This is a genomic window from Micromonospora noduli, from assembly GCF_003264475.1.
Lineage (GTDB): Bacteria > Actinomycetota > Actinomycetes > Mycobacteriales > Micromonosporaceae > Micromonospora > Micromonospora noduli.
The window spans coordinates 104,460-124,313 of record NZ_PYAC01000001.1 but is presented as its reverse complement, the minus strand read 5'-3'; the positions used below and the strand labels follow the sequence as shown (position 1 = coordinate 124,313).

18 protein-coding genes are annotated in these 19,854 nt (G+C 71.1%); 8 read left to right on the top strand and 10 right to left on the bottom strand.

From position 1 onward, the window contains the following. Positions 1–17: 17 nt before the first annotated feature. The gene (locus MED15_RS00570; protein ID WP_146766666.1) at positions 18–839 is read right to left on the bottom strand and encodes a hypothetical protein; all 822 of its coding nucleotides are present in this window, start codon (positions 837–839) and stop codon (positions 18–20) included. A gap of 244 nt (positions 840–1,083) precedes the next feature. Here MED15_RS00570 and MED15_RS00565 point away from each other — a divergent pair, with 244 nt between their 5' ends. Both MED15_RS00565 and MED15_RS00560 read left to right on the top strand, forming a co-directional pair. Beyond that, positions 1,084–1,533, top strand: coding sequence for a ribonuclease domain-containing protein (locus MED15_RS00565; RefSeq protein ID WP_244220315.1), 450 nt, complete (start codon positions 1,084–1,086; stop codon positions 1,531–1,533). Positions 1,534–1,640: 107 nt separating this feature from the next. Then, positions 1,641–2,006: a barstar family protein gene (locus tag MED15_RS00560; protein WP_208646431.1), complete on the top strand. Its 366-nt coding sequence runs from the start codon at positions 1,641–1,643 to the stop codon at positions 2,004–2,006. A 234-nt stretch (positions 2,007–2,240) separates the two neighbouring features. Here the strand turns inward: MED15_RS00560 and MED15_RS00555 are convergent, their stop codons facing one another. The 8 genes from MED15_RS00555 to MED15_RS00520 all read right to left on the bottom strand — a co-directional run bounded on the left by MED15_RS00555 (position 2,241) and on the right by MED15_RS00520 (position 12,875). Continuing rightward, positions 2,241–3,734 (bottom strand): FAD-binding oxidoreductase, encoded by a 1,494-nt coding sequence (locus tag MED15_RS00555; protein ID WP_112734543.1) that lies wholly within the window; start codon positions 3,732–3,734, stop codon positions 2,241–2,243. A 150-nt stretch (positions 3,735–3,884) separates the two neighbouring features. Next, positions 3,885–4,610 carry an HD domain-containing protein gene (locus MED15_RS00550; protein ID WP_091398550.1) on the bottom strand — a complete coding sequence of 242 codons (726 nt, stop codon included), beginning with the start codon at positions 4,608–4,610 and terminating at the stop codon, positions 3,885–3,887. Between the two features lie 82 nt (positions 4,611–4,692). After that, positions 4,693–6,048 (bottom strand): pectate lyase family protein, encoded by a 1,356-nt coding sequence (locus MED15_RS00545; protein ID WP_112734542.1) that lies wholly within the window; start codon positions 6,046–6,048, stop codon positions 4,693–4,695. 53 nt (positions 6,049–6,101) lie between these two features. Then, on the bottom strand, positions 6,102–7,316 hold the full coding sequence (locus MED15_RS00540; RefSeq protein ID WP_244220314.1) for a Gfo/Idh/MocA family protein: 1,215 nt from the start codon (positions 7,314–7,316) through the stop codon (positions 6,102–6,104). Further along, positions 7,306–8,796, bottom strand: a complete 1,491-nt coding sequence (locus MED15_RS00535; RefSeq protein WP_112590174.1) for a mannitol dehydrogenase family protein — start codon at positions 8,794–8,796, stop codon at positions 7,306–7,308. The genes MED15_RS00540 and MED15_RS00535 overlap by 11 nt, the downstream gene beginning before the upstream one ends. Further along, a complete protein-coding gene (locus tag MED15_RS00530) occupies positions 8,787–10,091 on the bottom strand; it encodes an enolase C-terminal domain-like protein (protein ID WP_112734541.1) in 1,305 nt (434 codons plus the stop codon). Before MED15_RS00530 ends, MED15_RS00535 begins: the two co-directional genes overlap by 10 nt. Next, a complete protein-coding gene (gene uxaC, locus MED15_RS00525) occupies positions 10,088–11,521 on the bottom strand; it encodes a glucuronate isomerase (protein ID WP_112699604.1) in 1,434 nt (477 codons plus the stop codon). Before uxaC ends, MED15_RS00530 begins: the two co-directional genes overlap by 4 nt. A gap of 25 nt (positions 11,522–11,546) precedes the next feature. Then, on the bottom strand, positions 11,547–12,875 hold the full coding sequence (locus MED15_RS00520; RefSeq protein ID WP_112734540.1) for a Gfo/Idh/MocA family protein: 1,329 nt from the start codon (positions 12,873–12,875) through the stop codon (positions 11,547–11,549). 236 nt (positions 12,876–13,111) lie between these two features. On the opposite strand from MED15_RS00520, the gene MED15_RS00515 reads away from it, so the two are divergent. The 6 genes from MED15_RS00515 to MED15_RS00490 are packed head-to-tail and all read left to right on the top strand — an operon-like array spanning position 13,112 to position 18,990. Then, complete coding sequence (locus tag MED15_RS00515) at positions 13,112–14,242, top strand: LacI family DNA-binding transcriptional regulator (protein ID WP_112603211.1); 1,131 nt, start codon at positions 13,112–13,114, stop codon at positions 14,240–14,242. A 19-nt stretch (positions 14,243–14,261) separates the two neighbouring features. Next, positions 14,262–15,614 (top strand): ABC transporter substrate-binding protein, encoded by a 1,353-nt coding sequence (locus MED15_RS00510; RefSeq protein ID WP_112603207.1) that lies wholly within the window; start codon positions 14,262–14,264, stop codon positions 15,612–15,614. Between the two features lie 29 nt (positions 15,615–15,643). Next, positions 15,644–16,627, top strand: coding sequence for a carbohydrate ABC transporter permease (locus MED15_RS00505; RefSeq protein ID WP_091398524.1), 984 nt, complete (start codon positions 15,644–15,646; stop codon positions 16,625–16,627). After that, the gene (locus MED15_RS00500) at positions 16,627–17,526 is read left to right on the top strand and encodes a carbohydrate ABC transporter permease (protein ID WP_112590189.1); all 900 of its coding nucleotides are present in this window, start codon (positions 16,627–16,629) and stop codon (positions 17,524–17,526) included. Before MED15_RS00505 ends, MED15_RS00500 begins: the two co-directional genes overlap by 1 nt. Next, positions 17,510–18,148: a hypothetical protein gene (locus MED15_RS00495; protein WP_112699603.1), complete on the top strand. Its 639-nt coding sequence runs from the start codon at positions 17,510–17,512 to the stop codon at positions 18,146–18,148. Before MED15_RS00500 ends, MED15_RS00495 begins: the two co-directional genes overlap by 17 nt. Continuing rightward, positions 18,145–18,990 (top strand): DUF6807 domain-containing protein, encoded by an 846-nt coding sequence (locus MED15_RS00490; protein ID WP_112699602.1) that lies wholly within the window; start codon positions 18,145–18,147, stop codon positions 18,988–18,990. The genes MED15_RS00495 and MED15_RS00490 overlap by 4 nt, the downstream gene beginning before the upstream one ends. A gap of 78 nt (positions 18,991–19,068) precedes the next feature. On the opposite strand, the gene MED15_RS00485 is transcribed toward MED15_RS00490, so the two are convergent. After that, positions 19,069–19,845: a hypothetical protein gene (locus MED15_RS00485; RefSeq protein ID WP_112603943.1), complete on the bottom strand. Its 777-nt coding sequence runs from the start codon at positions 19,843–19,845 to the stop codon at positions 19,069–19,071. Between the last annotated feature and the right edge of the window lie 9 nt (positions 19,846–19,854).

Genomic DNA, 19,854 nt, shown 5'->3' with positions numbered 1-19,854 from the left:
TCGTCAGCCCCAAACAACTACTCGCCATCAAGTGATCTTGAAGAAGCTTGTGGGGGGACCCGGGTGGTCGGGTCGCTTGAGGGGTTGGCGTGGCGGTGGAGGAGTTCGGCGATCCATCGTGCGGCTTCTCGTTGCGCGGTGAGCATGTGGTCGCGGGCGTCGGCCAGGTCGTGGTCGTCCCCGTGATCATCCAGGATCGTCGCCCACTGGCGGCTGAGCTCCTCGGCGTACCGGGCCTTTCGGATCTGCTCGTCGAACTGGTATTCCAGCTTGACCAGACGGTCGACGTGCGGCTGGAGCGCCGGCAGGATCCGCTCGTCGAGTCGTACGGAGGCGTCGGGGCGGCAGGTGAGCGTGATGTCGCCCCGTTGGTAGTGCCACAGGGGATCCTCGGCGAGCGCCCGCTGCAACGCCACCTCCAGGTCACCGGCCCGGTGTGGGGGCAGGTCCCGGGCGGCGTCGGCAGCCAGGCGGGTCAGCCGCTGGATCGCGTTCGGTTGGAAGTACTGCACGTACCAGCTCAGCACCTCGGACCGCAGGCTCGCCGGTGACGACCAGGCGAACGTGGCGCGGATGTAGAACGAGTACACGTATCCGCGTGCGGGGACCGCGATGAGCCGGGGTACGTCGCGTTGTTCGACGAGTGGACCGGGCGGCGACGGCGCGGCGGCGGAGCCGACGGGCGCCTCGTCCTGGAGCGCGGCGACCAGCCGATCCCAGCTACGCGCCCACCACCGCCAGCCGCGCACACCGGCGTCGCGGGCGATGGTCAACCCGCGTACGCCCCGGTGTCGCCACTGGTCCGGGGGCCTCGGCCTCCCGTCGGGGGCGTCCGTCATGACACCCCTCCACGGTCACGGATCCGCGTTTCACGCTAACAACCGGTGACCGATATGCCCGCCGCCACGCCGTCACCGAGCAGACGGCATATCGACACCAACCAGACTGACGATCATTCGGGGTTAACCGAGCATTGTGGAGCAGTTGGGATGCCGGGGGTGTTGTCGTCGACCGGCAGCGGTGAGACTGGGTTCGGTCCGACAATCAAGCGGATCGATGGAATGGATGGTCTGGAGGCAGCCTGTGTCCACCCTCGTGTCCCCGCTGGCCACGCTCGGCGCGATCCGCCGGCGTACCACCACCCTCGCCCTTCTCCTCGCCATGGTCGCCGCCGCGCTGGTCGGCCCGTCCGTGGTTTCCCCCCGGTTGACCGACACGGCCTTCGCATCGGTCTACAGCTCCTGCACCATGAGCCGCTGCGCGGACGCCCGCACCGCCCGTTCGGGCTGGTCCGCCAAGGGGTTCCCGACCAGCCGGGGTTGGTACTCCTGGAGCGGCGGGAAGTCCAACTTCGCCGGCGGCCAGTTCTACAACTACGAGGGTCAACTGCCCACCAACGCCACCTACTACGAGTACGACGTCTATCCGCGCACCCAGGGCGCCGCCCGGGACGCGTACCGGATCGTGGTGAACCGCAGCACCGGGGTCACCTGGTTCTCGCCCAACCACTACACCGACTTCTACCGGCTCTGATCCGAGCTGGGGGTCGGCTGGCCTCGGTCGGCCGGCCCCGCTACGGCGTCGTCCCGGTCGGATGTCGCCCGGTCAGATGTCGTACCGGTCAGATCAGGAGGAACATGATGGTCGACGAGCACGCGGGTCGGGTGCCCGATTGGCTGATCGTCTGCCACGATGGCGACCTCGACGTGTCCGGCGCTGTGGTGTTGGCCGGAGCGACGACGCGGACCCGGGCCGGGTTCTTCGCCGCGCTCGCCTCCGTGCTGGCCCTACCGGCGTACCTGGGGGAGACCTGGGACGCCCTCTCCGACGTGCTCCGGGACCGGCTCGACGCCGGTCCGCTCACAGTGCTGATCACCGACGCCGGCCAACTGCTCGTCGACGAGCCGTCCGATCAGCACGGTCTGCTGCTCGCCGTGCTCGGCGACCTCGCCACCAGCGCCCCGCACCCGCTGCGTGTCGTCCTCGACGAGACCGCGCCGTCCTGACCGGTGGGTGGAGCCCCGCCGGCGGCGGCGGTGGGGACCGCATCTCACAGTGGGTGACGGCCGCCGGGGGGAGTTTCTTCGATGAGCGGTATACCTCAGAGGTATGAATATGACTCTGAGGTATACCGCACTCACGAGTGACACGCTTCCCGCGCCGAGTCGCGCCTTCTCCCGGACGCGAGGTTGGTGGTCCGGCGGTGCGGGTCGGTGTCACCCGCACCGCCGGTCATCCGGTCAGTGCGTCGCGGGCGGGATGCTCTGCTCGTACTGGAAGACGTTGTGCGGGTCGTACTTCGCCTTGATCTTGCGCAGCCGGGGGAAGTTGTGCCCCCAGTAGGCCTTCTCCCACTCGGCCATGCCGATGTTCGGCACGTTGACGTAGGCGCCGTCCACGTAGGGCCGCAGCGCCTGGCTGAACTCGGCGATCCAGGTCTGGGCGATCGGGGTGACGGCGTCGTTGCTGTCGGGTTCGCCGCGGGTGCCCCAGCCGACGCCGGGCTCCGAGTAGAAGAGCGCGTCGCGGTGCGGGAACGCCGAGCCGCCGAATGGCTCCTGTCGTTGCGCCCCGCGGCCGAAGGCCTGGGTGAAGAAGTTGCTGTCGGGCGAGGGCGCCTTCTCCATGAACTCACGGACGATGCTGACCGCCTTCTCCGGGAACGGTTCGCGGGTGAACTGGGAGAAGAACTTCCACTTCGCCGGCTCGTCCTCGTTCGGGATCTGGAAGCCGGCGTAGACGTCACCCCAGCCGCCGGTCTGCACGGTGACCGTGGGGCTGCCGATCGACAGGATCGGCGCCAGCAGCTTCCTGGCCTCTGCCTCGGACCCCTCCGCGAGCACCGCGAACAGCAGGATCTCATCCGGGTGGACCTCGACCTGGGTGCCGAGGCGGGGGTCGGTGAAGGGTGCGACCCGCTGCCAGGCGTCGAAGACCTCGTGCAGGTCGCCGAGACCGGGCCAGGTCACCTGCAGGTAGGCGACGCTGGTGAGCGGCGCGACCTTGTAGGTCAGGGAAGTGACGATCCCGAAGTTGCCGTTGCCCGCTCCGCGCAGCGCCCAGAGCAGGTCCGAGTGGTTCCACGGGTCCACTTCGAGCACCTTCGCGCCGTCGGCGCCCGCCGCCACGACGATCTCCGCACCGATCAGGTTGTCGCAGGCCATCCCGAGATAGCGGGTGAGGAAGCCGAAGCCGCCGCCGAGGGTGGCGCCGGAGAGGCCCACGGTCCCCTCCGTGCCGGTCGTCGCCGCGAGGTCGTGCTCCCCGAGGGCGGTCACCGCCTCCGACTGGTTGAGCCCCGCGCCGACCTTCGCCGTGCGGGTGGCGGTGTCGATGTGGACGTCCTTCAGCTCGCTGACGTCGATCACGATGCCGTTGTCGACGTTCGACCAGCCTTCCAGGTTGTGCCGGCCACTGCGTACCCGCAGCGCGACGTTGTGCTGCCGCGCCCAGGTGAGCGCGTTGACCACGTCCTGGGTTTCCTGAGCGAAGACGATGACCAGCGGGTAGTGCACGAACAGCTCGTCCCAGCCGAGGCTCGCCTCCGCGTAGTTGGGGCTCTGCGGGCGGACGATCCGGCCGGTCAGCTGTGCCGGCGGGAACTTCGTGTCGGAGGGCCACCCGGGACCGTCGGCCGCGACGGCCGAGCTGCCGGCGATCACGCTCGGGATAGCGACCGCTCCGGCGCCGACGGCCGTCGCCCTGAGCAGATCACGACGGGAAAGGTCGCGCATGGTCCGAATCCTCTCGATTGGTGACACGCCAGAAAAACGAATCGAGAGGGGCATTTCCTCTCATCTGGCGCAAACCAACCGTAATGCCCGAGGCTTCCTGGCAGATCTGAGAACTTGTCACGGAACCCGGTCGGGTGATCCGGAGACGGATCAGTTCGGGGCGGGCTGGTCCAGGATGGCGCTGAACCGCTCCTCGGCAAGGTCCAGCTGGCCGAAGATGTGCCGCTTCACCGCAGGCGACAACGGGGTGTCCGGCCGGCCGATCAGATCCCGGAACAGCGGCACCAGCGGCCGGTACTTCCGGGCCGACGAGATCACCTTCGGCCCGACCGTGTGGATCACGCCCACCCCGTTGTCGGTGAAGTCCGACACCTTGATCACCCGGGCCCAGGGCTCCCGGTCCAGACTGACCGCCAGATGCTCCCGGTACTGCGCGTTGCGGTCACGCTCGGGGTCGTACACCGGATTGGTGACCGCGGCGACCAGGGTGGCCACCCGTGGCCCGAACCGCGCGGCGAGCGCGGCCAGCGCGGCCCCGGTCGGGTCGGTGCCCGGGTCGCCGTCGGCCAGCTCGACCGGATGGTCCTCCACCGCGTCGTGCAGCAGACCGGCGACGATCACGTCCACGTCCCGCACCTGGTAGTGGTGCATCAGCCTGATCGCCACCCGCAGCAGGTGGTTCAGGTACGGCTCGCGGACGCGTCGATCGTCGCGGTGCAGTTCGGCGGCGAGGTCGAGCGCGGCGGTCAACCGCGCCCGGGCGGCGTCATCGAACTGCTGGACCTCCAACCGGAAACGTTCCAGCAGGCCCGGTTCCCCGTGGATCTCGGTGATCGCGTGCATCGGCATGCTGCCCAGGTGCGGCGGGAAGTCCATGCGTCACTTATAGCCGATCTTCACCACATCGATGAGCCCGTACGTCGCCGACCCGACCGCAAGTCGCGGGCGCGCCGAGCCGTCAGATCGGCAGCCGGTCGGCGCCGGCGAGCGGGCCCACCAGGAGAGGGACCAGCGGCGCCGGCAGCACGGGGTCGCGGCGCAGGGTGGGCGTCCAACCCGCATCCGCGGCCAGGTCGGGGTCATGGGTCGCGTTGTACGCCGCCAGCAGGTCGACCGGTCGGGCCGCGCCGCCGCCCCGGCGGACCCAGGAGCCTCGCTCCGTCACCGCGGTGCCGCCCCAGTCGTAGAGCAGGTCCGCCGGGTCGACCGCCGCGTCCAGTGTGAAGAAGTTGTTCTGCGCGTAGATCGCCGACTGGACACCGACGCCCAGCGCGTACTGGAAGTCGTCCCCACCGAGTCGGTAGTGGTTGTTGTAGATGTCGACCTGACCGAAACGTACCCGGGGCAGCCGTTGCAGGACGCCGTCGAAGAGGTTGTGGTGCAGGGTGACCCTCAGCCGGCCCACGTCCGGGCCGACGGTGTTGGACGAGCCGATCAACAGCAGCTTGTCCCGACCGGTGAAGCGGTTCCAGGAGGCGGTGACCAGGCTGGCGGTGTGTGTGACGTCCAGCGACCCGTCGTGCACCTGGTACGGCCGACCGAAGTACACCGGCTGGGCGCTGTCCGGGTTGTCGCCGTCGGTGAAGGTGTTGTGGTCGACCCAGACGTTCTCGCTGCGGCGTACCGAAATCTGGTCGTACTGGCTGTTCCAGTTGCCTGCCTCGCCGTCGGTCGGCGACCAGGCGGGGAAGCAGTCCCGGGCGTCGACGAGGGTCAGATTGCGGACGATGACGTTCGACGCCCGGTCGATCATGAGGGTGAGGCCGGTCAGTCGAGCGCCGCGCAGCCCGACGATAGTGGTGTTCGGCCCGACGTTGATCTGGGTCTGCCGGGTCTGGTTGGTCACCGAGCGCACCCGAGCCTCCTCCAGCGGCCCGCTCGGTGGCACCCGTCCCCACACCGCCGGGTCGTACGCGGCCAGGTAGGCGTCCAACCGGTAGGCCGGGTCGGCCAGGTCGGCACAGCTCAGCGGCGTGCCGCCGGGTCCTTCGAAGCCATCGATGGCGCCGTCGACGTAGATGAGCTTCGGGGCGGCATCGGCGGCGTTGCCAGCGTTGTCGCCGCCCAGCGCGGCGACCAGCTCCGCCCGGTTGTGGACCACCCGGGTCCGCTCGGGGGTGGCCGCCGAGCCCCCGGTGGTGCCGGGGCCGTCGGCCGCCCAACCGTCCCGCTCGGGCAGCGTCTGCCGGCCGAGGTGGTCGGCCAACCAGGAGAGCCGGTCGGCGGACGGGACGTCCGGACGGGCGGCGGCCGCGGCCGGGGCGGCGCCGAGAAGAAGGGCGACCACTGTGGCGCCGCCGAGGATTCTGCGCATCGACTCACTCCATTCGTTGGTGGTGGAGGTCCGTCCCAGGTAGGTGTCTGCCGCTATCCGGCCAGCTCGGCGCGGTAGGCGGCGGACGCCCACGGCACCCCCAGTTCGCTCGGCAGCGCCCCCCGCTCGGCCGACCGGCGCAACACGTCCACGACTCCCCGCAGGTGGCGGACCCGCTCCCCGCCCTCGCCGAGGGTGATCACCAGCTCGCCGTCGAGCAGCCGGGGCTCCGGCGCGGGCCGCAACGCGTCCAGCAGCGCGGTGAACGGCGCGGTACGGGCCAGCGGTGCGATCAGTGGCACGCCCACCGGGTCGACCCGGTGGGCGAGCAGGTTCTCCAGCAGTCCCAACCGCCCCGGCACCCGGCGGGTAACCACGTCCCCGGGCAGGCGGAGCCGGTCGGTCGGGTACTCCAGCACCGCCTGCCCCGTCGTACCGGTCACCACCACCTCGCCCGCCACGAACTCCTCGGCCGCCAGGGTCACCGCCACCAGCACCGGCGGCCCGGCGCGGAACCGGACCCGCAGCACGGCCGTGTCCTCCACCTCGATCGGCCGGACCCGGTAGCGTTCCACCTCGATCGCGACCGGCCACGGCGTCGCCCCGGCGAGCGCCTCGGCGATCGCCAGGCACTGCATCACCGCGTGCGCGAGCGGGTTGGCGAGCGCGCCGTCCAGCACCGGTCGGCCGTCCACACTCCGTCGACCGGCCCAGGGGGAGCGGGCGTAGTAGGCGTCCGGCCGTTGCCAGGCGGCGATGGTGGAGATGCCGGTGACAGTGCCCAGCCGGCCGGCGGCCAGCGCGTCGGTCAGCGCGGTGAGAGCCGCCGAGCCGAGCGCCTGGAAGCCGACCTGGGCCACCCGGCCGGCGGCGGTGAGGGCCCAGGTCAGCTCCTCGTGCTCGGCCAACGACAGCACCGGCGGCTTCTCCAGCAGCAGGTCCGCGCCGGTGGCCAGGGCGTCGCGGGCGATCGCCAGGTGGGTGTGCGGTGGCGTGCAGATCACCACCACCTCCGGCCGGGTGGCCGCGAGCATCGCCCGGTGGTCGGTGAACACCGCCACCCCGGGCGGCACCGGGGCGGCCGGGTCGTCCTCCACCGGTCGGACGTCGACCAGGGCGACCAACCGCAGCCGACCGGCGGCGTGCAGGGGCGCGATCACCCGCCGGTGCCAGCGACCGTGCCCGTTCGCCCCGATCACCGCCACCCGGGGCGGCGGGGTTGTCCCGCTCACCGCCGGCCGGTCCGGGTCGACCCGGTCACCGGGCACCGGCCAGGGTGGCCTCGACGCCGTGCCGCTCCAACGCGGTGAGCCACGCGATCACGTCGGCGCGGACCTCGTCGTCCTCGGCCACCTCCACCGGGATGACGTCGCGCAGCGCGAAGACCGCGTCGACCGCGCCCGCCGGGCTCTGCGCCCCGGCGTCCAGCGCGGCCCGGATCGGCCCGGCCAGCGGGTCCTGGAGCGGCAACGGCCGGCCGTCGTCGGCGTACCCCAGCGCGAAGCGCAACCAGGACGCCACGACCAGCGCGCCCCAGCGCGCGGACCGCCCGGTCGCGCGCAGGTCGGCGATGGTGTGCAGGACGCGCTGCGGCAGCTTCTGGGAGCCGTCGATCGCCACCTGGAGGGTGCGGTGGTGGATCGCCGGGTTGCCGAACCGGGCGAGGGCCTGCTCGCCGTAGTCGACCACCCGCACCCCGTCCGGTGGGGTGAAGCTGGCCGCCACGTCCTCGGCGATCAGCCGGCGCAGCACCTCACGCAGGTGCGGAATCTCCAGCGCGTCGGCGATCGTCTCCCGACCGGCCAAGGCTCCGAGGTACGCGATGGCGGAGTGCACCCCGTTGAGGGCGCGCAGCTTCAACCGCTCCCACGGGCCGGCGTCGTCGGTGAGCACCGCCCCGGCGAACTCCCAGCCGGGCCGACCGCCGGGGAAATCGTCCTCGATCACCCACTGCGCGTACGGTTCGGCGGCCACCGCGGCCAGGTCGGTCACGCCGAGCGCCCGCCGGGCCGCCTCGATCGTCTCCGGGGTGCTGGCCGGCACGATCCGGTCCACCATGGTGCCGGGGCAGGTGACGTTGCCGGCCACCCACTCGACCAGCCCGGTGGGCACCGCGCCGGCCCGGCTGACCGCCTGGTCGAGCATGCCGCGCAGTCGTCGACCGTTGGCCGGCAGGTTGTCGCAGCTCACCAGGGCCACCGGCCCGGCGTCCGCGGCGGCCCGGGCGGCCAGCCCGCGCAGCAGCAGGCCCGGCACCGTGGTCGGCGGTCCGCCGCCAGCCAGGTCCGCGGCGAGCGCCGAGTCCGGGGACAGTCGGCCGGTCACCGGGTCGAGTTGGTACGCCTTCTCGGTGACGGTCAGGGTCACCACGCGGACCGCCGGGTCGGCGAGCAGCGCCACCACGGCGTCCGGGTCGCTGGGCGCGTGCCGGACACCGCTCAGGGCGCCCACCACCCGGGTCGAGCTGCCGGCCGCGGAGAGGGCGCTGACGCTGAACAGGTTGTCCTGCGCGGCGATCGCCTCGACCACGGCGGTGCTGCGCGGGGCAACGGCCATGATGCCCCAGTCACCGCCGGCCGCGCCGACCGCCGCCTCGGTGAAGACGGCCTGGTGGGCCCGGTGGAACGCGCCCAACCCCAGGTGTACGACGCCGGTCGGCACGGTGCCCGGCCGGATCAGCGGGCGGGCCTCGGCGGGCAGCCGGCGCAGCATGCCCAGGCCGAGCCGGGAGCCGACGGTCACCGCCATGCCGGACCGTCCGGGAAGCGGAACTCGGCGATCGACGCGGGCTTCATGGTGGCGCTGTAACCGGGCCGTTCGGGCAGCAGGTAGCGGCCACCGCGGGTCCGCACCGGATCGACGAAATGTTCGTGCAGATGATCGACGTACTCGATCATCCGACCGTCCAGACCGGTGCCCACCCGCAGGTAGTCGAAGATCGCCAGGTGCTGGACGTACTCGCAGAGGCCCACGCCGCCGGCGTGCGGGCACACCGGCACGCCGAACTTCGCCGCCAGCAGCAGCTCGGCCAGGACCTCGTTGACGCCACCGACCCGGCAGGCGTCGACCTGCATCACCCCGATCGCCTCGGCCTGGAGCAGCTGTTTGAAGATCACTCGGTTGGCGGCCACCTCCCCGGTGGCCACGCGACAGCGGCCGGCGGTCAACTCGGTCACCGCGCGGGCGATCCGGGCGTGCCCGAGGATGTCGTCGGCGTGGGTGGGCTCCTCGATCCAGTACGGGTCCACCTCGGCCAGCGCCGCCATCGCCGTGATCGCCTCGTCGACGTCCCAGACCTGGTTGGCGTCCATCATCAACAGCGCATCCGGGCCGATCTCCTCCCGGATGATCCGGGCCCGCCGCAGATCGTCGGCGAGCGGGCCGCCGACCTTCATCTTCATCGCCCGCCAGCCGTCGGCGTACGCCTGCCGGGTCAGCGCCCGCACCTTGTCGTCGGGGTAGCCGAGCCACCCGACCGAGGTGGTGTACGAAGCGAAACCACTCTGCTTGAGTTCCGCGAGCCGGCCATCCCCTCCGATTAATCCCTTGTCGAGGATGGCGGCCGCCTCGTCCGGGGTGAGCGCGTCGGTGATGTGCCGGAAGTCGACGCTGGCCACGAGATCCTCGGTGGGCAGGTCGGCGAGGAACCGCCACATCGGCTTGCCGGCCAGAGTGGCCCGCAGGTCCCACACCGCGTTGACCAGCGCGCCGGTCGCCATGTGGATGACGCCCTTCTCCGGGCCCAGCCAGCGCAGCTGCACGTCGGCGCTGAGCGAGCGCCAGAACGCCACCGGCTCGGCCGTGATCTCCTCGATGGTGCGCCCCTGGACGTGGTGGGCCAGGGCGCGCACCGCCGCGCAGGTGATCTCGTTGCCCCGGCCGTTGGTGAAGGTGAACCCGGCGCCGGTCGCGCCGGCGTCGGTGCCCAGCTCCACGTACGTCGCCGAGTAGTCGCCACGGTTGATCGCGTCGGAGCCGTCGCCCCGGGCGGCGGTGGGGAACCGCACGTCGTGCACCTCGACGGAGGTGATGGTGACGGTCATTGCTGGTGTCCTCCGAAGTTGAAGACCCGCTTGGGCAGCCGGTACGCCAGGTCGACGATGGTCTCGGCGGCCTCGTCCATCGGCAGCCGGTGCTCGGCGACGAGCCGGGCCAGGAAGCCGGCGTCCACCCGGCGGGCCACGTCGTGGCGTACCGGGATGGAACAGAACGCCCGGGTGTCGTCGACGAACCCGGTGGTGTTGTAGAAGCCGGCGCTCTCGGTCACCGTCTCCCGGAACCGGCGCAGCACCTCCGGGGAGTCCAGGAACCACCAGGGCGCGCCGAGCAGCAGCGCGGCGTACCCGCCCGCGAGGGGTGCCAACTCGCGGGTGAAGGTGTCCTCGTCGAGGGTGTAGAGCACCAGGCGCAGCCGGGGGTCGTTGCCGTAGCGCTCCAGCAGCGGCGCGAGCGCGTGCACGTACTCGGTGGCCTGCGGGATGTCACCGCCGACGTCGCGGCCGTGCCGGGCGTGCAGCCACCGGTTGTGGTTGCGCACCGCGCCGGGGTGCAGCTGCATGACCAGGCCGTCGTCGAGCGACATCCGGGCGAACTCCACGAGCATGTGCGCCCGGAACGTCTCCGCGTCGGCGGCGTCGGCCTCGCCGCGCCGGCCCCGGTCGTAGAGCCGCTCGGCCTCGGCCGGGGTCAGGTCCAGCGTGCGCGCCGTGGGGTGGCCGTGGTCGGAGGAGGTGGCGCCGGCGGCGATGAACGCGGCGCGTCGAGCCCGCAGCGCGGCCAGGTAGCCGGCGTACGTGCCGGTGTCCTCACCGGCCCGGTCGCCGAGACGGTCCACGTTGGTCGACCAACCCTCGAACTCCATGTCCACCACGTCGTCCGGGCGGAACGTGGTGACCACCCGGCCGCCCGGCCCGCCCCACCCGTCGGCGGCGAGCTTGGCGTGCTGCGCGAGGTCGTCCAGCGGCGACTCGGTGGTGGCGAGGACCTCGATGTTGAACCGCTCGAACAGCGCGCGGGGCCGGAAGTCCGGCTCGGCGAGCCGGGCCGCGATCTCGTCGTAGAGGGTGTCGGCGGTGGCCGGGCCGAGCGGGGTGTGCACCCCGAACACGGTGCGGAAGGTCTGCTCCAGCCAGAGTCGCGACGGGGTGCCCCGGAACAGGTGCCAGTGCGCGGCGAAGCGTCGCCAGATCACCCGGCCGTCGGTCTCCACCGGGCTGCCGTCGCGGGTGGGCACACCCAGGTCGGACGGGGGGACACCCTGGCTGAGCAGCATCCGGGTCAGGTAGTGGTCGGGCACGATGAGCAGCTGCGCCGGGTCCGGGAAGGGTCGGTCCTCGGCCAGCAGGGCGGGGTCGACGTGCCCGTGCGGCGAGATGATGGGCTGCTCCGCCGCCAGGGCGTACAGCTCCCGGGCCAGCGCGCGCTGGCCCGGCTCGGGCGGCAGGAGCAGGTCGGTGTGGTCGAACGTGGGCACGGAGTGGGACTCCTCGTCTCCTGTGTCAGCGGGGGGTGAGCAGGTCGGCGACGCGAACGGGTTGGCCGGTCTCGAAGGACCGGTTGGCGGCCAGACCGGTGAGCAGCGCCAACGCGCCGTCGTCTGCGGTCGCGGCGCGGCCCAACGGGTCGGGTTGACCGCCGAGGAGGACCCCGGTCATCCGGGCGTCCGCGCCGCCGTGCCCGTGCCGACTGCGACCCTCCACCGGGATCTGCCGGGGCGGGGCCCAGAACGGGCGCAGGGTTAGCGTCGCACCACCGCCCTCGGCCGGCGCCTCGGCACCGTGCAGGGCGGCGCCCTTGACCGCGCCGGCGGTGCCCCGGTCGACGAAGTCGTTCTCGGCCACGTCCAGCTCCAGTCGGCCCCGGCTGCCGTTGACCATCACCCGGTAGCCCTCCCAGGGCGCGTACGCGGTGAGGTGGTAGGTCATGGTGGCGCCGGTGGAGTAGCGGGCCAGCACCGCCATGTCGTCCTCGATGCTCACCCCGGGCGCGAAGACGTTGCGGTCGCGCTGGTAGCCGTCCTCGGCCTCGGCGTCGAGGTACAGCTCGCGCAACCGGGGATGCGCGTCCAGCCGCAGCGCGAACGGGTCGTCGGCGGCGGCGGGGGAGCCGTGCGCCCGGTCGTAGTCGCGGGCGTAGCCGTGTCGGCGACCGTCCTGCCCGTAGAAGAAGAGTCGGCCGGCCGCGTACACCTCGACGGGCGTGGCGGCCAGCCACCAGTTGACCAGGTCGAAGTGGTGGCTGGCCTTGTGCACCATCAGCCCGCCGGAGGTGGCCTTGTCGCGGTGCCAGCGGCGGAAGTAGTCGGCACCGTGGCGGACGTCGAGCAGCCACTCGAAGTGCACCGAGCCGATCTCGCCGACCGCGCCCTCGGCGAGTAGCCGGCGAACCTGTTCGTGCAGCGGGTTGTAGCGGTAGTTGAAGGCGACCGTCACCCGCCCACCGGTCTCGGTGACCGTGTCCAGGATCCGCCGGCAGCGGGCCACGTCCACTGTCATCGGTTTCTCGGTGACGACCTCCCGGCCGGCGCGCAGCGCGGCCACCACGTACTCGTCGTGGGTGACGTCCACGCTGGTGACCAGGACAACGTCGACGTGCTCCTTGTCCAGCATGGCCGCGAAGTCACCGGCCGGGTACGTGGGCACCGGGCGGTGACCCAGCTCGCCCAGCCAGCGGTTGTGCGCGTCCATCCGGGCCTGGTTGACGTCGGCGAAGGCGACCAGTTCGGTGGTGTCGGCGTGGTCGAGCACCAGCGCCCGGACGAACATCTCGGCCCGCGCGCCGGTGCCCACGACGGCGTACCGGACTCGGCCGGCGGCTCTCGGTGACATGCGGTCGCCTCCCGTGGTGCTGCAAAGGTTTGCAATGAAGTAATCACGATCGATCCGTTCGCGTCAACGACGACAGCGGGATCGGCGTCATTTGTCAGCGTTTGAGGGGCTGCAGGTGACCAAGGGGAGTGTGGGTGCAACGAAGCCGTAATCATTGACCGTTGACACTGACGCAACCGTTTGCATTAATGGGCGACACCTGCGTGACCGCCACCACATCGGACGAAGGGGCCGCCGTGCCAGTCACCATCCGGGACGTCGCCCGGGCGTCCGGTGTGCACATCTCCACCGTGTCCCGCACGTTCTCCGCTCCACACCTGGTCAACCCGGAGACCCGGGTCCGGGTGCTGGCCTGCGCGGAGGATCTGGGCTATCGGCCGAACCGCGCCGCCCGAGCCCTGATCACCGGGCGGACGCACAACATCGGGCTGATCATCGCGGACATCGCGAACCCGTTCTTCCCGCCGCTGATCAAGGCGGCGGAGAGTCAGGCGCGGCACCGCGACTACCACGTCTTCGTGGCCGACACCAACGAGGACCCGACCGCCGAGGAAGAACTGGTCCACGCGCTGGCCAAGCAGGTGGACGGGGTGCTGCTGTGCAGCCCTCGGATGAGCAACAGCCTGATCGAGCAGCTCAGCCGCGAGGTGCCACTGGTAGTGGTGAACCGTCAGGTGACCGGCCTGCCCTGCGTGCTGATGGACGTCGGGCAGGGCGCCCGTTCGGCGATCGAGCACCTGGTCGGCCTGGGACACCGCAGCATCGCGCTGCTCGGTGGCCCGCGCAGCTCGTGGACCAACCGGGAGATGCGCCGTGCCGCCGGCGCGGCCGCCCGAGCCGGTGGCGCGGAGCTGACCATGCTCGGCCCCAACGCGCCCACCGAGGTCGGCGGCTCCGCCGTCGCCGAGCAGGTGCGACGCAGTGGCGTGTCGGCAGTGCTCGCCTACAACGACCTGATGGCGATCGGCCTGATCGAAGGGCTGGACGCGCTCGGGGTCCGGGTGCCGCAGGAGGTGAGCGTCGTCGGGGTCGACGACATCACCCTCAGCCGGCTGACCCGCCCCAAACTGACGACGGTGGCCACACCCACCGGGGCCGCCGGCCGGACGGCCGTCGACATGCTGCTGCAACAGGACATCGAGTCACCGCGCGGTGCGCGGGGGTCCGGTGCCGGCACGGCGCTCGGCGTCCGTCGTACCACCGCACAGGTAATGCTCCAGACCGACCTGGTCATCCGCGACTCGACCGGTCCGGGCCCGTACGCCCGACCGGCACGTCCCCTGGCCGCACCACGTGGCCCGGGCCCGCATTGCCCTGCGGGCCCGGGCATCCCGACTGCGGCCACCGGTGACGCCGTCGCCTCCTAATGCCGAGGAGTGAGCGCATATGCACCCCGCAACGCCCCCCACCACTGACGCGCCCGTCGGGCGCGCCCACCGTACCCCGCTGCCTCGGCGGCGCCTGCTGCGTGGCCTGCTCGCCGTGACGGTCGCCGCACCGCTGATGTTCGGCGCCGCCGCCTGCGGAGACGACGACGGCGGCGGCGCGGCCGACCCGAACGCCCCGGTCAAGCTCTCCATCTTCTGGTGGGGCGGCGACGCCCGGGCCAAGCTGACCGAGGACGCCCTGGCCCTCTACACCAAGAAGCACCCGAACGTGACGTTCGAGAAGACCTGGCAGGCCAACCAGGGCTACTTCGACAAGCTGGCCACCCTGACCGCCGGCGGCAACCCGCCGGACCTGTTCCAGATCGACGACAACTACCTGGCCGAGTACGCGGCCCGCAACACCACGCTGGACCTGACCTCGTACCAGAAGTCCGGAAAGCTGGACACCTCCAAGTTCCCCGAGAGCCTCTGGCAGTACGGCGTGGTCGACGGCAAGCTCGCCGGTCTGGCCGCCGGGGAGAACACCCAGGGCCTGGTCTACAACAAGACGCTGTTGACCAAGCACAACCTTCCCGAGCCGACCACCGGAATGTCGTGGGAGGAGCACATCGCCTGGGCCGAGCAGGTCACCGCCAAGACCAAGGTGCCCGGCACCCAGGACCCGAGCGCCGACTACAAGGCGTTCTGGGTCTGGCTGCGCCAACAGGGCAAGGACCTCTACAAGGGCAAGGAGCTGGGCTTCACCGCCGAGGACGTGACCAAGTGGTTCGACCTGTGGAAGGGCGCCCGGGACCGCAAGGCCACCCCGACCGCCGACGTCATCCACGAGGGCAACTCCAGCGACATCACCAAGCAGTTGGTGGTCACCGGAAAGTCGGCGACCTCCTGGGTCTGGGCCAACCAGATGCCGGACCTGAAGAAGAACACCAAGGACGAGCTGGGGGTCATCGCCTACCCCGGTGACCCGAGCGCGCAGTGGGCCCGGGCCTCGATGTACTGGTCGGTGTTCAAGGGCAGCAAGAACAAGGACGTCGCGGTCGACGTGATCAACTTCCTGAACAACGACCAGGAGGCGGTCAAGCTGCTCGGCACCGACCGCGGTCTTCCGTCCAACCAGGATCTGCGCCGCGTGGTCAGCGACGACACCACCGACCCGGCCATGAAGCAGTCCATCGCCGTCGAGGCGGAGCTGACCCAGAAGTTCGGCAAGTCACCGCAGGTGCCGATCAAGGGACACAGCAAGGTGCGTTCCGAGCTGATCAAGGCTGCCGAGAACGCCCAGTACGGCCGGGCCACCACCGCCGAGGCCGCCACCCAGTTCATCGAGGCGTGCAAGTCCGCCATCGCCTGACGCCGTCAAGGCGAGGAGAGGAGCTGTTCGTGGCGTTGACCACGGCACCCGACCCGACCCGACGCGGCCCCGGATCCGACCGGGCCCACGCTGAGAGGCGTGGGCCCGGACGCTTCCGGCACAGCGAAGGTCTGGCCGGGTACGTCTTCCTGTCGCCGTGGCTCATCGGCCTGATGGGTGTCACGGCAATCCCCATGCTGCTGTCGCTCTACCTGAGCTTCACCAACTACGACATCCTCACCCCCTTCTCCGAGGTGGAGTGGGTGGGGCTGGCCAACTACGAACGCATGTTCACCGCCGACCCGTCGTACTGGCACGCGGTGCGGGTCACACTGACGTTCGCGCTGATCGCCGTACCGCTGAAGCTAGCCGCGGCGCTCGGCGTGGCGCTGCTGCTCAACCGCGCGTGGCGCGGCGTCGGGCTGTTCCGCGGGCTGTTCTACCTGCCGTCCCTGCTCGGCGGCAGCGTCGCGCTGGCCATCGTCTGGGTCAACATGTTCAACCGCGACGGCGCGTTCAACTCGCTGCTGAGCCTCTTCGGCATCACCGGGAAACCGTGGGTCAACGACCCCGACTGGGCCCTGGAAACACTGATGGTGCTGGCCATCTGGCAGTTCGGCGCACCGATGGTGATCTTCCTGGCCGGGCTCAAGCAGGTGCCCACCGAGCTGTACGAGGCCGCGTCGGTCGACGGGGCCGGCCGGTTCCGCCAGTTCCGCAACGTCACCCTGCCGATGCTCTCCCCGGTCATCTTCTTCAACCTGGTGCTGGAGACCATCAACGGCTTCCAGGGCTTCACCGCCGCGTTCGTGCTCAGCAACGGCACCGGCGGCCCGGTCGACTCCACCCTGATGTACACGCTGAACCTCTACATCACCGGCTTCACCGACCTCAACATGGGCTACGCCTCGGCGATGGCCTGGGTGTTCCTGCTCGCCATCGCGGTCATCACCGCGATCTTCTTCAGCACCGGACGGTTCTGGGTGCACTACTCCGACGGGGAGGACCGGTGATGGTGACGGTGACCCCGACAACCGCAGCGCCGACCGCAGCGCCGCCGACCGCGCGCCGACGACCCGGCGGACGGCCCGTCCTGCGGCTGGTGATCCTGGTGGCGATCGTCGTCGTGGTGCTCTACCCGCTGATCTGGATGGTGGGCACCTCGCTGAAGTCCCAGGAGGAGATCGTCAACAACGTCGGGCTGCTGCCCGAGCGTTTCACCCCGGGCAACTACACCGCCGGGTGGTCCAACTTCGACGTCAGCTTCGGCCGGTTCTTCCTCAACAGCGCCATGGTCAGCCTGCTCACCGTCATCGGCAACGGGCTCTCCTGCCTGCTGGCCGCGTACGCCTTCGCCCGGCTGCGGTTCCGGCTGCGCGGCATGTGGTTCGCCGTCATGATCGGCACACTGCTGCTGCCCCAGCACGTGCTGATCGTTCCGCAGTACATCCTGTTCCGCACGCTCGGGCTGGTCGGCGGTGACTGGCCCTACCTGCCGCTGCTCATCCCGCAGTTCCTGGCCACCGAGGCGTTCTTCGTCTTCCTCATGGTGCAGTTCATGCGGGGCGTTCCCCGGGAGCTGGACGAGGCGGCCCGCATCGACGGCGCCGGCCCGTTCGGCATCTTCCGGCACATCATCCTGCCGCTGAGCCGCCCGGCGCTGGTCACCACAGCCATCTTCTCGTTCATCTGGACGTGGAACGACTTCTTCCGCCAACTGGTCTTCCTGTCCCAGCTGGAGGACTACACCGTTCCGGTCGCGCTGACCCTGTTCATCGACTCGACCAGCCAGAGCGCGGTCGGCCCGATGTTCGCCATGTCGGTGCTGTCGCTGCTGCCGGTCTTCCTGTTCTTCGTCGCGTTCCAGCGGATGCTCGTCGAGGGGATCAACACCAGTGGCATCAAGGGCTGAACCCGTCGACACCGGCGGACGGCGGGACTGGCGCGACGTCGCCCGTGACGCCGCCGACCTGGCACTGCTGGGCATCCTGTTGACCCTCGCGGCGGTGCCCCTGCTCACCGCCGCCGCGGCGGCGGGCACGGCCAGCGCGGCGGTGCACGACTGGACGCGTACCGGCAGTTGGCCGTCGGCGCGCACGACGGTGCGCCGGTTCGGCCGCGCGGTGCTGCCCGGTGTGCCGGTCAGCCTGCTCGCGCTCGCCGGCGCCGCGCTGCTCGTCGCCGACCTGGCGGCGCTGGCCACCGGCCGGGTGCCGGGCGGCACGGCTGCGCTGCTCGTGACGGCGCTGATCGCGGCCGGCCTGGCCGGTTACGCCGGGCTGGTCGTCGTCGAGGTGGGCGGCAACGGGGGCGGGCAGTGGAGGGCCTCGGCCCGCTCCGCCGCCCGCGCCTGCCTCGACGCGCCCACCCGCTGGGCGGCGCTCACCGGGGTCGTCGCGCTGGCCGGGCTGCTCACCGTCCTGGTCACCCCGGTCGCGGTGCCGATCCTCGCCGGCTACACAGTGGCCGCCCTGCACGCCGTCACCGTCCGCCGGCCGGTCCCGGTCGCCGTCGCCCGCCGGGAGATGCCGTGAGCGAGGAGCCGGTGCGGCTGACGGTCGGGGCCACGGAGGTGGCCGAGTACGTGCTCGACCCGGCGTTGGACGCGCGGCACGGGCCCCGACCGTACCTGCACCCGGTACGCACGCTCGGCGGAACGGTGGTCACCGACGCGCTCCCCGCCGACCACGTGTGGCACCTCGGCGCGTCCCTCGCGGTGCAGGACGTCGACGGCAGCAACCTCTGGGGCGGGCGCACCTACGTCCGCGACGTCGGCTACACCTGGCGGGACGACCACGGCGTCATCGCGCACACCGGCGAGGTCGAACGGTCCCCGGGCCGGTACGCGCACGATCTCCAGTGGCGCGACCGGGCCGGCGGGGTGCTGCTGACCGAGCGGAGGTGGCTGGCCGCGTCGGTGGTCGCGCCGGACGCCTGGCGGCTCGATGTGGAGTCCGTTCTCGTCGCCCCGGACGACCGGGAGATCAGACTGGGTAGCCCGGCCACCAACGGCCGCCCGGGCGGGGCCGGCTACGGGGGGTTCTTCTGGCGAGCCGCCGCCGACGGCGAACCGGCGGTGTTCACCGCCGACGCGGCCGGGGAGGAGACGGTCAACGGCAGCGCGGCGCCGTGGCTCGCGCTGACCGGCGTCGGGTCGGGCGGCGGGGCGTACACCCTGGTCTTCGCGGGCCTCGGCCACGACGACCGGTGGTTCGTGCGGACCGGGATGTATCCGGGAGTCTGTGTGGCGTTCGCGTTCGACCGCCCGGCGGTGGTGCCGGCCGGTGGGAGCCGGCACGGCCGGTACCAGGTGTGGGTGGCCGACGGGACCCTCGACCGGGACGCCGTAGCGACCCTGGTAGCGACGGTGCCGTGACCACGTAGAGCCCGACCCCCTCGTTGATGATGGAGTTATTGCCATGACACGCCGCGCGGAGTGGCAATAACTTCATGATCAACGGGACGAGGGGCTGCTGGTGCGGGCTGGTAGGGCGGCGGTGACTCGGATGGCCTTGACGATCGCCGGGATGGAGCCGATCAACAGCACCAGCCCCCAGATGATCGCGATGATCGCGAAGACCAGCGCCGCCACGTCGTCGACGATGCTGACCAGGATCACCGGCACCAGGTTGTGCAGGAACTCCAGCACGACCGTGCACAGCACTGTGGTGAGGATCAGCAGGACGAGGCCCTTGTTCTGCAGGAAGCGCGGCTGGGCCAGCACCAGCATCCCGGCCCACACCAGCTTGAGCAGCAGCACCAGCCCGAGCAGCACCGCCGCCTCGCCGACCGGGAAGAACCCCCACAGCGCCAGGTACGCCAGGGTGCCGAACGGAACGGCCAGGAACAGCGACACCATGATGGACAGCTCCACGAACGCGACGACCAGCGCGACCAGCCCGACGATGATCAGGATGATCGAGAAGATCAGACTGGCGACGCCCTGCACCCGGCCCTGCACGCGCTCGGGCAGCAGCAGGCCCAGGCAGAACAGCCCGGTGCTCCAGACCGCCACCGCGTCGATCAACGCCAGGTAGCCGGTGCCCCGGCCGGACGGTTCGCTGACACCGGACACGTCGTCGATCTCCACGTCCAGCGCGCCGGCGCTGTCCGCGAGGGCCGCACCGGCGTCGCCGCCGCCGAGCAGCAGCCCGGCGCCGAGTTCCACCCCGATCGCCAGGACGATGGCGAGCATGGCCAGCAGCAGGAACGGCTTGCGCAGATCACCCACGGCGGCACC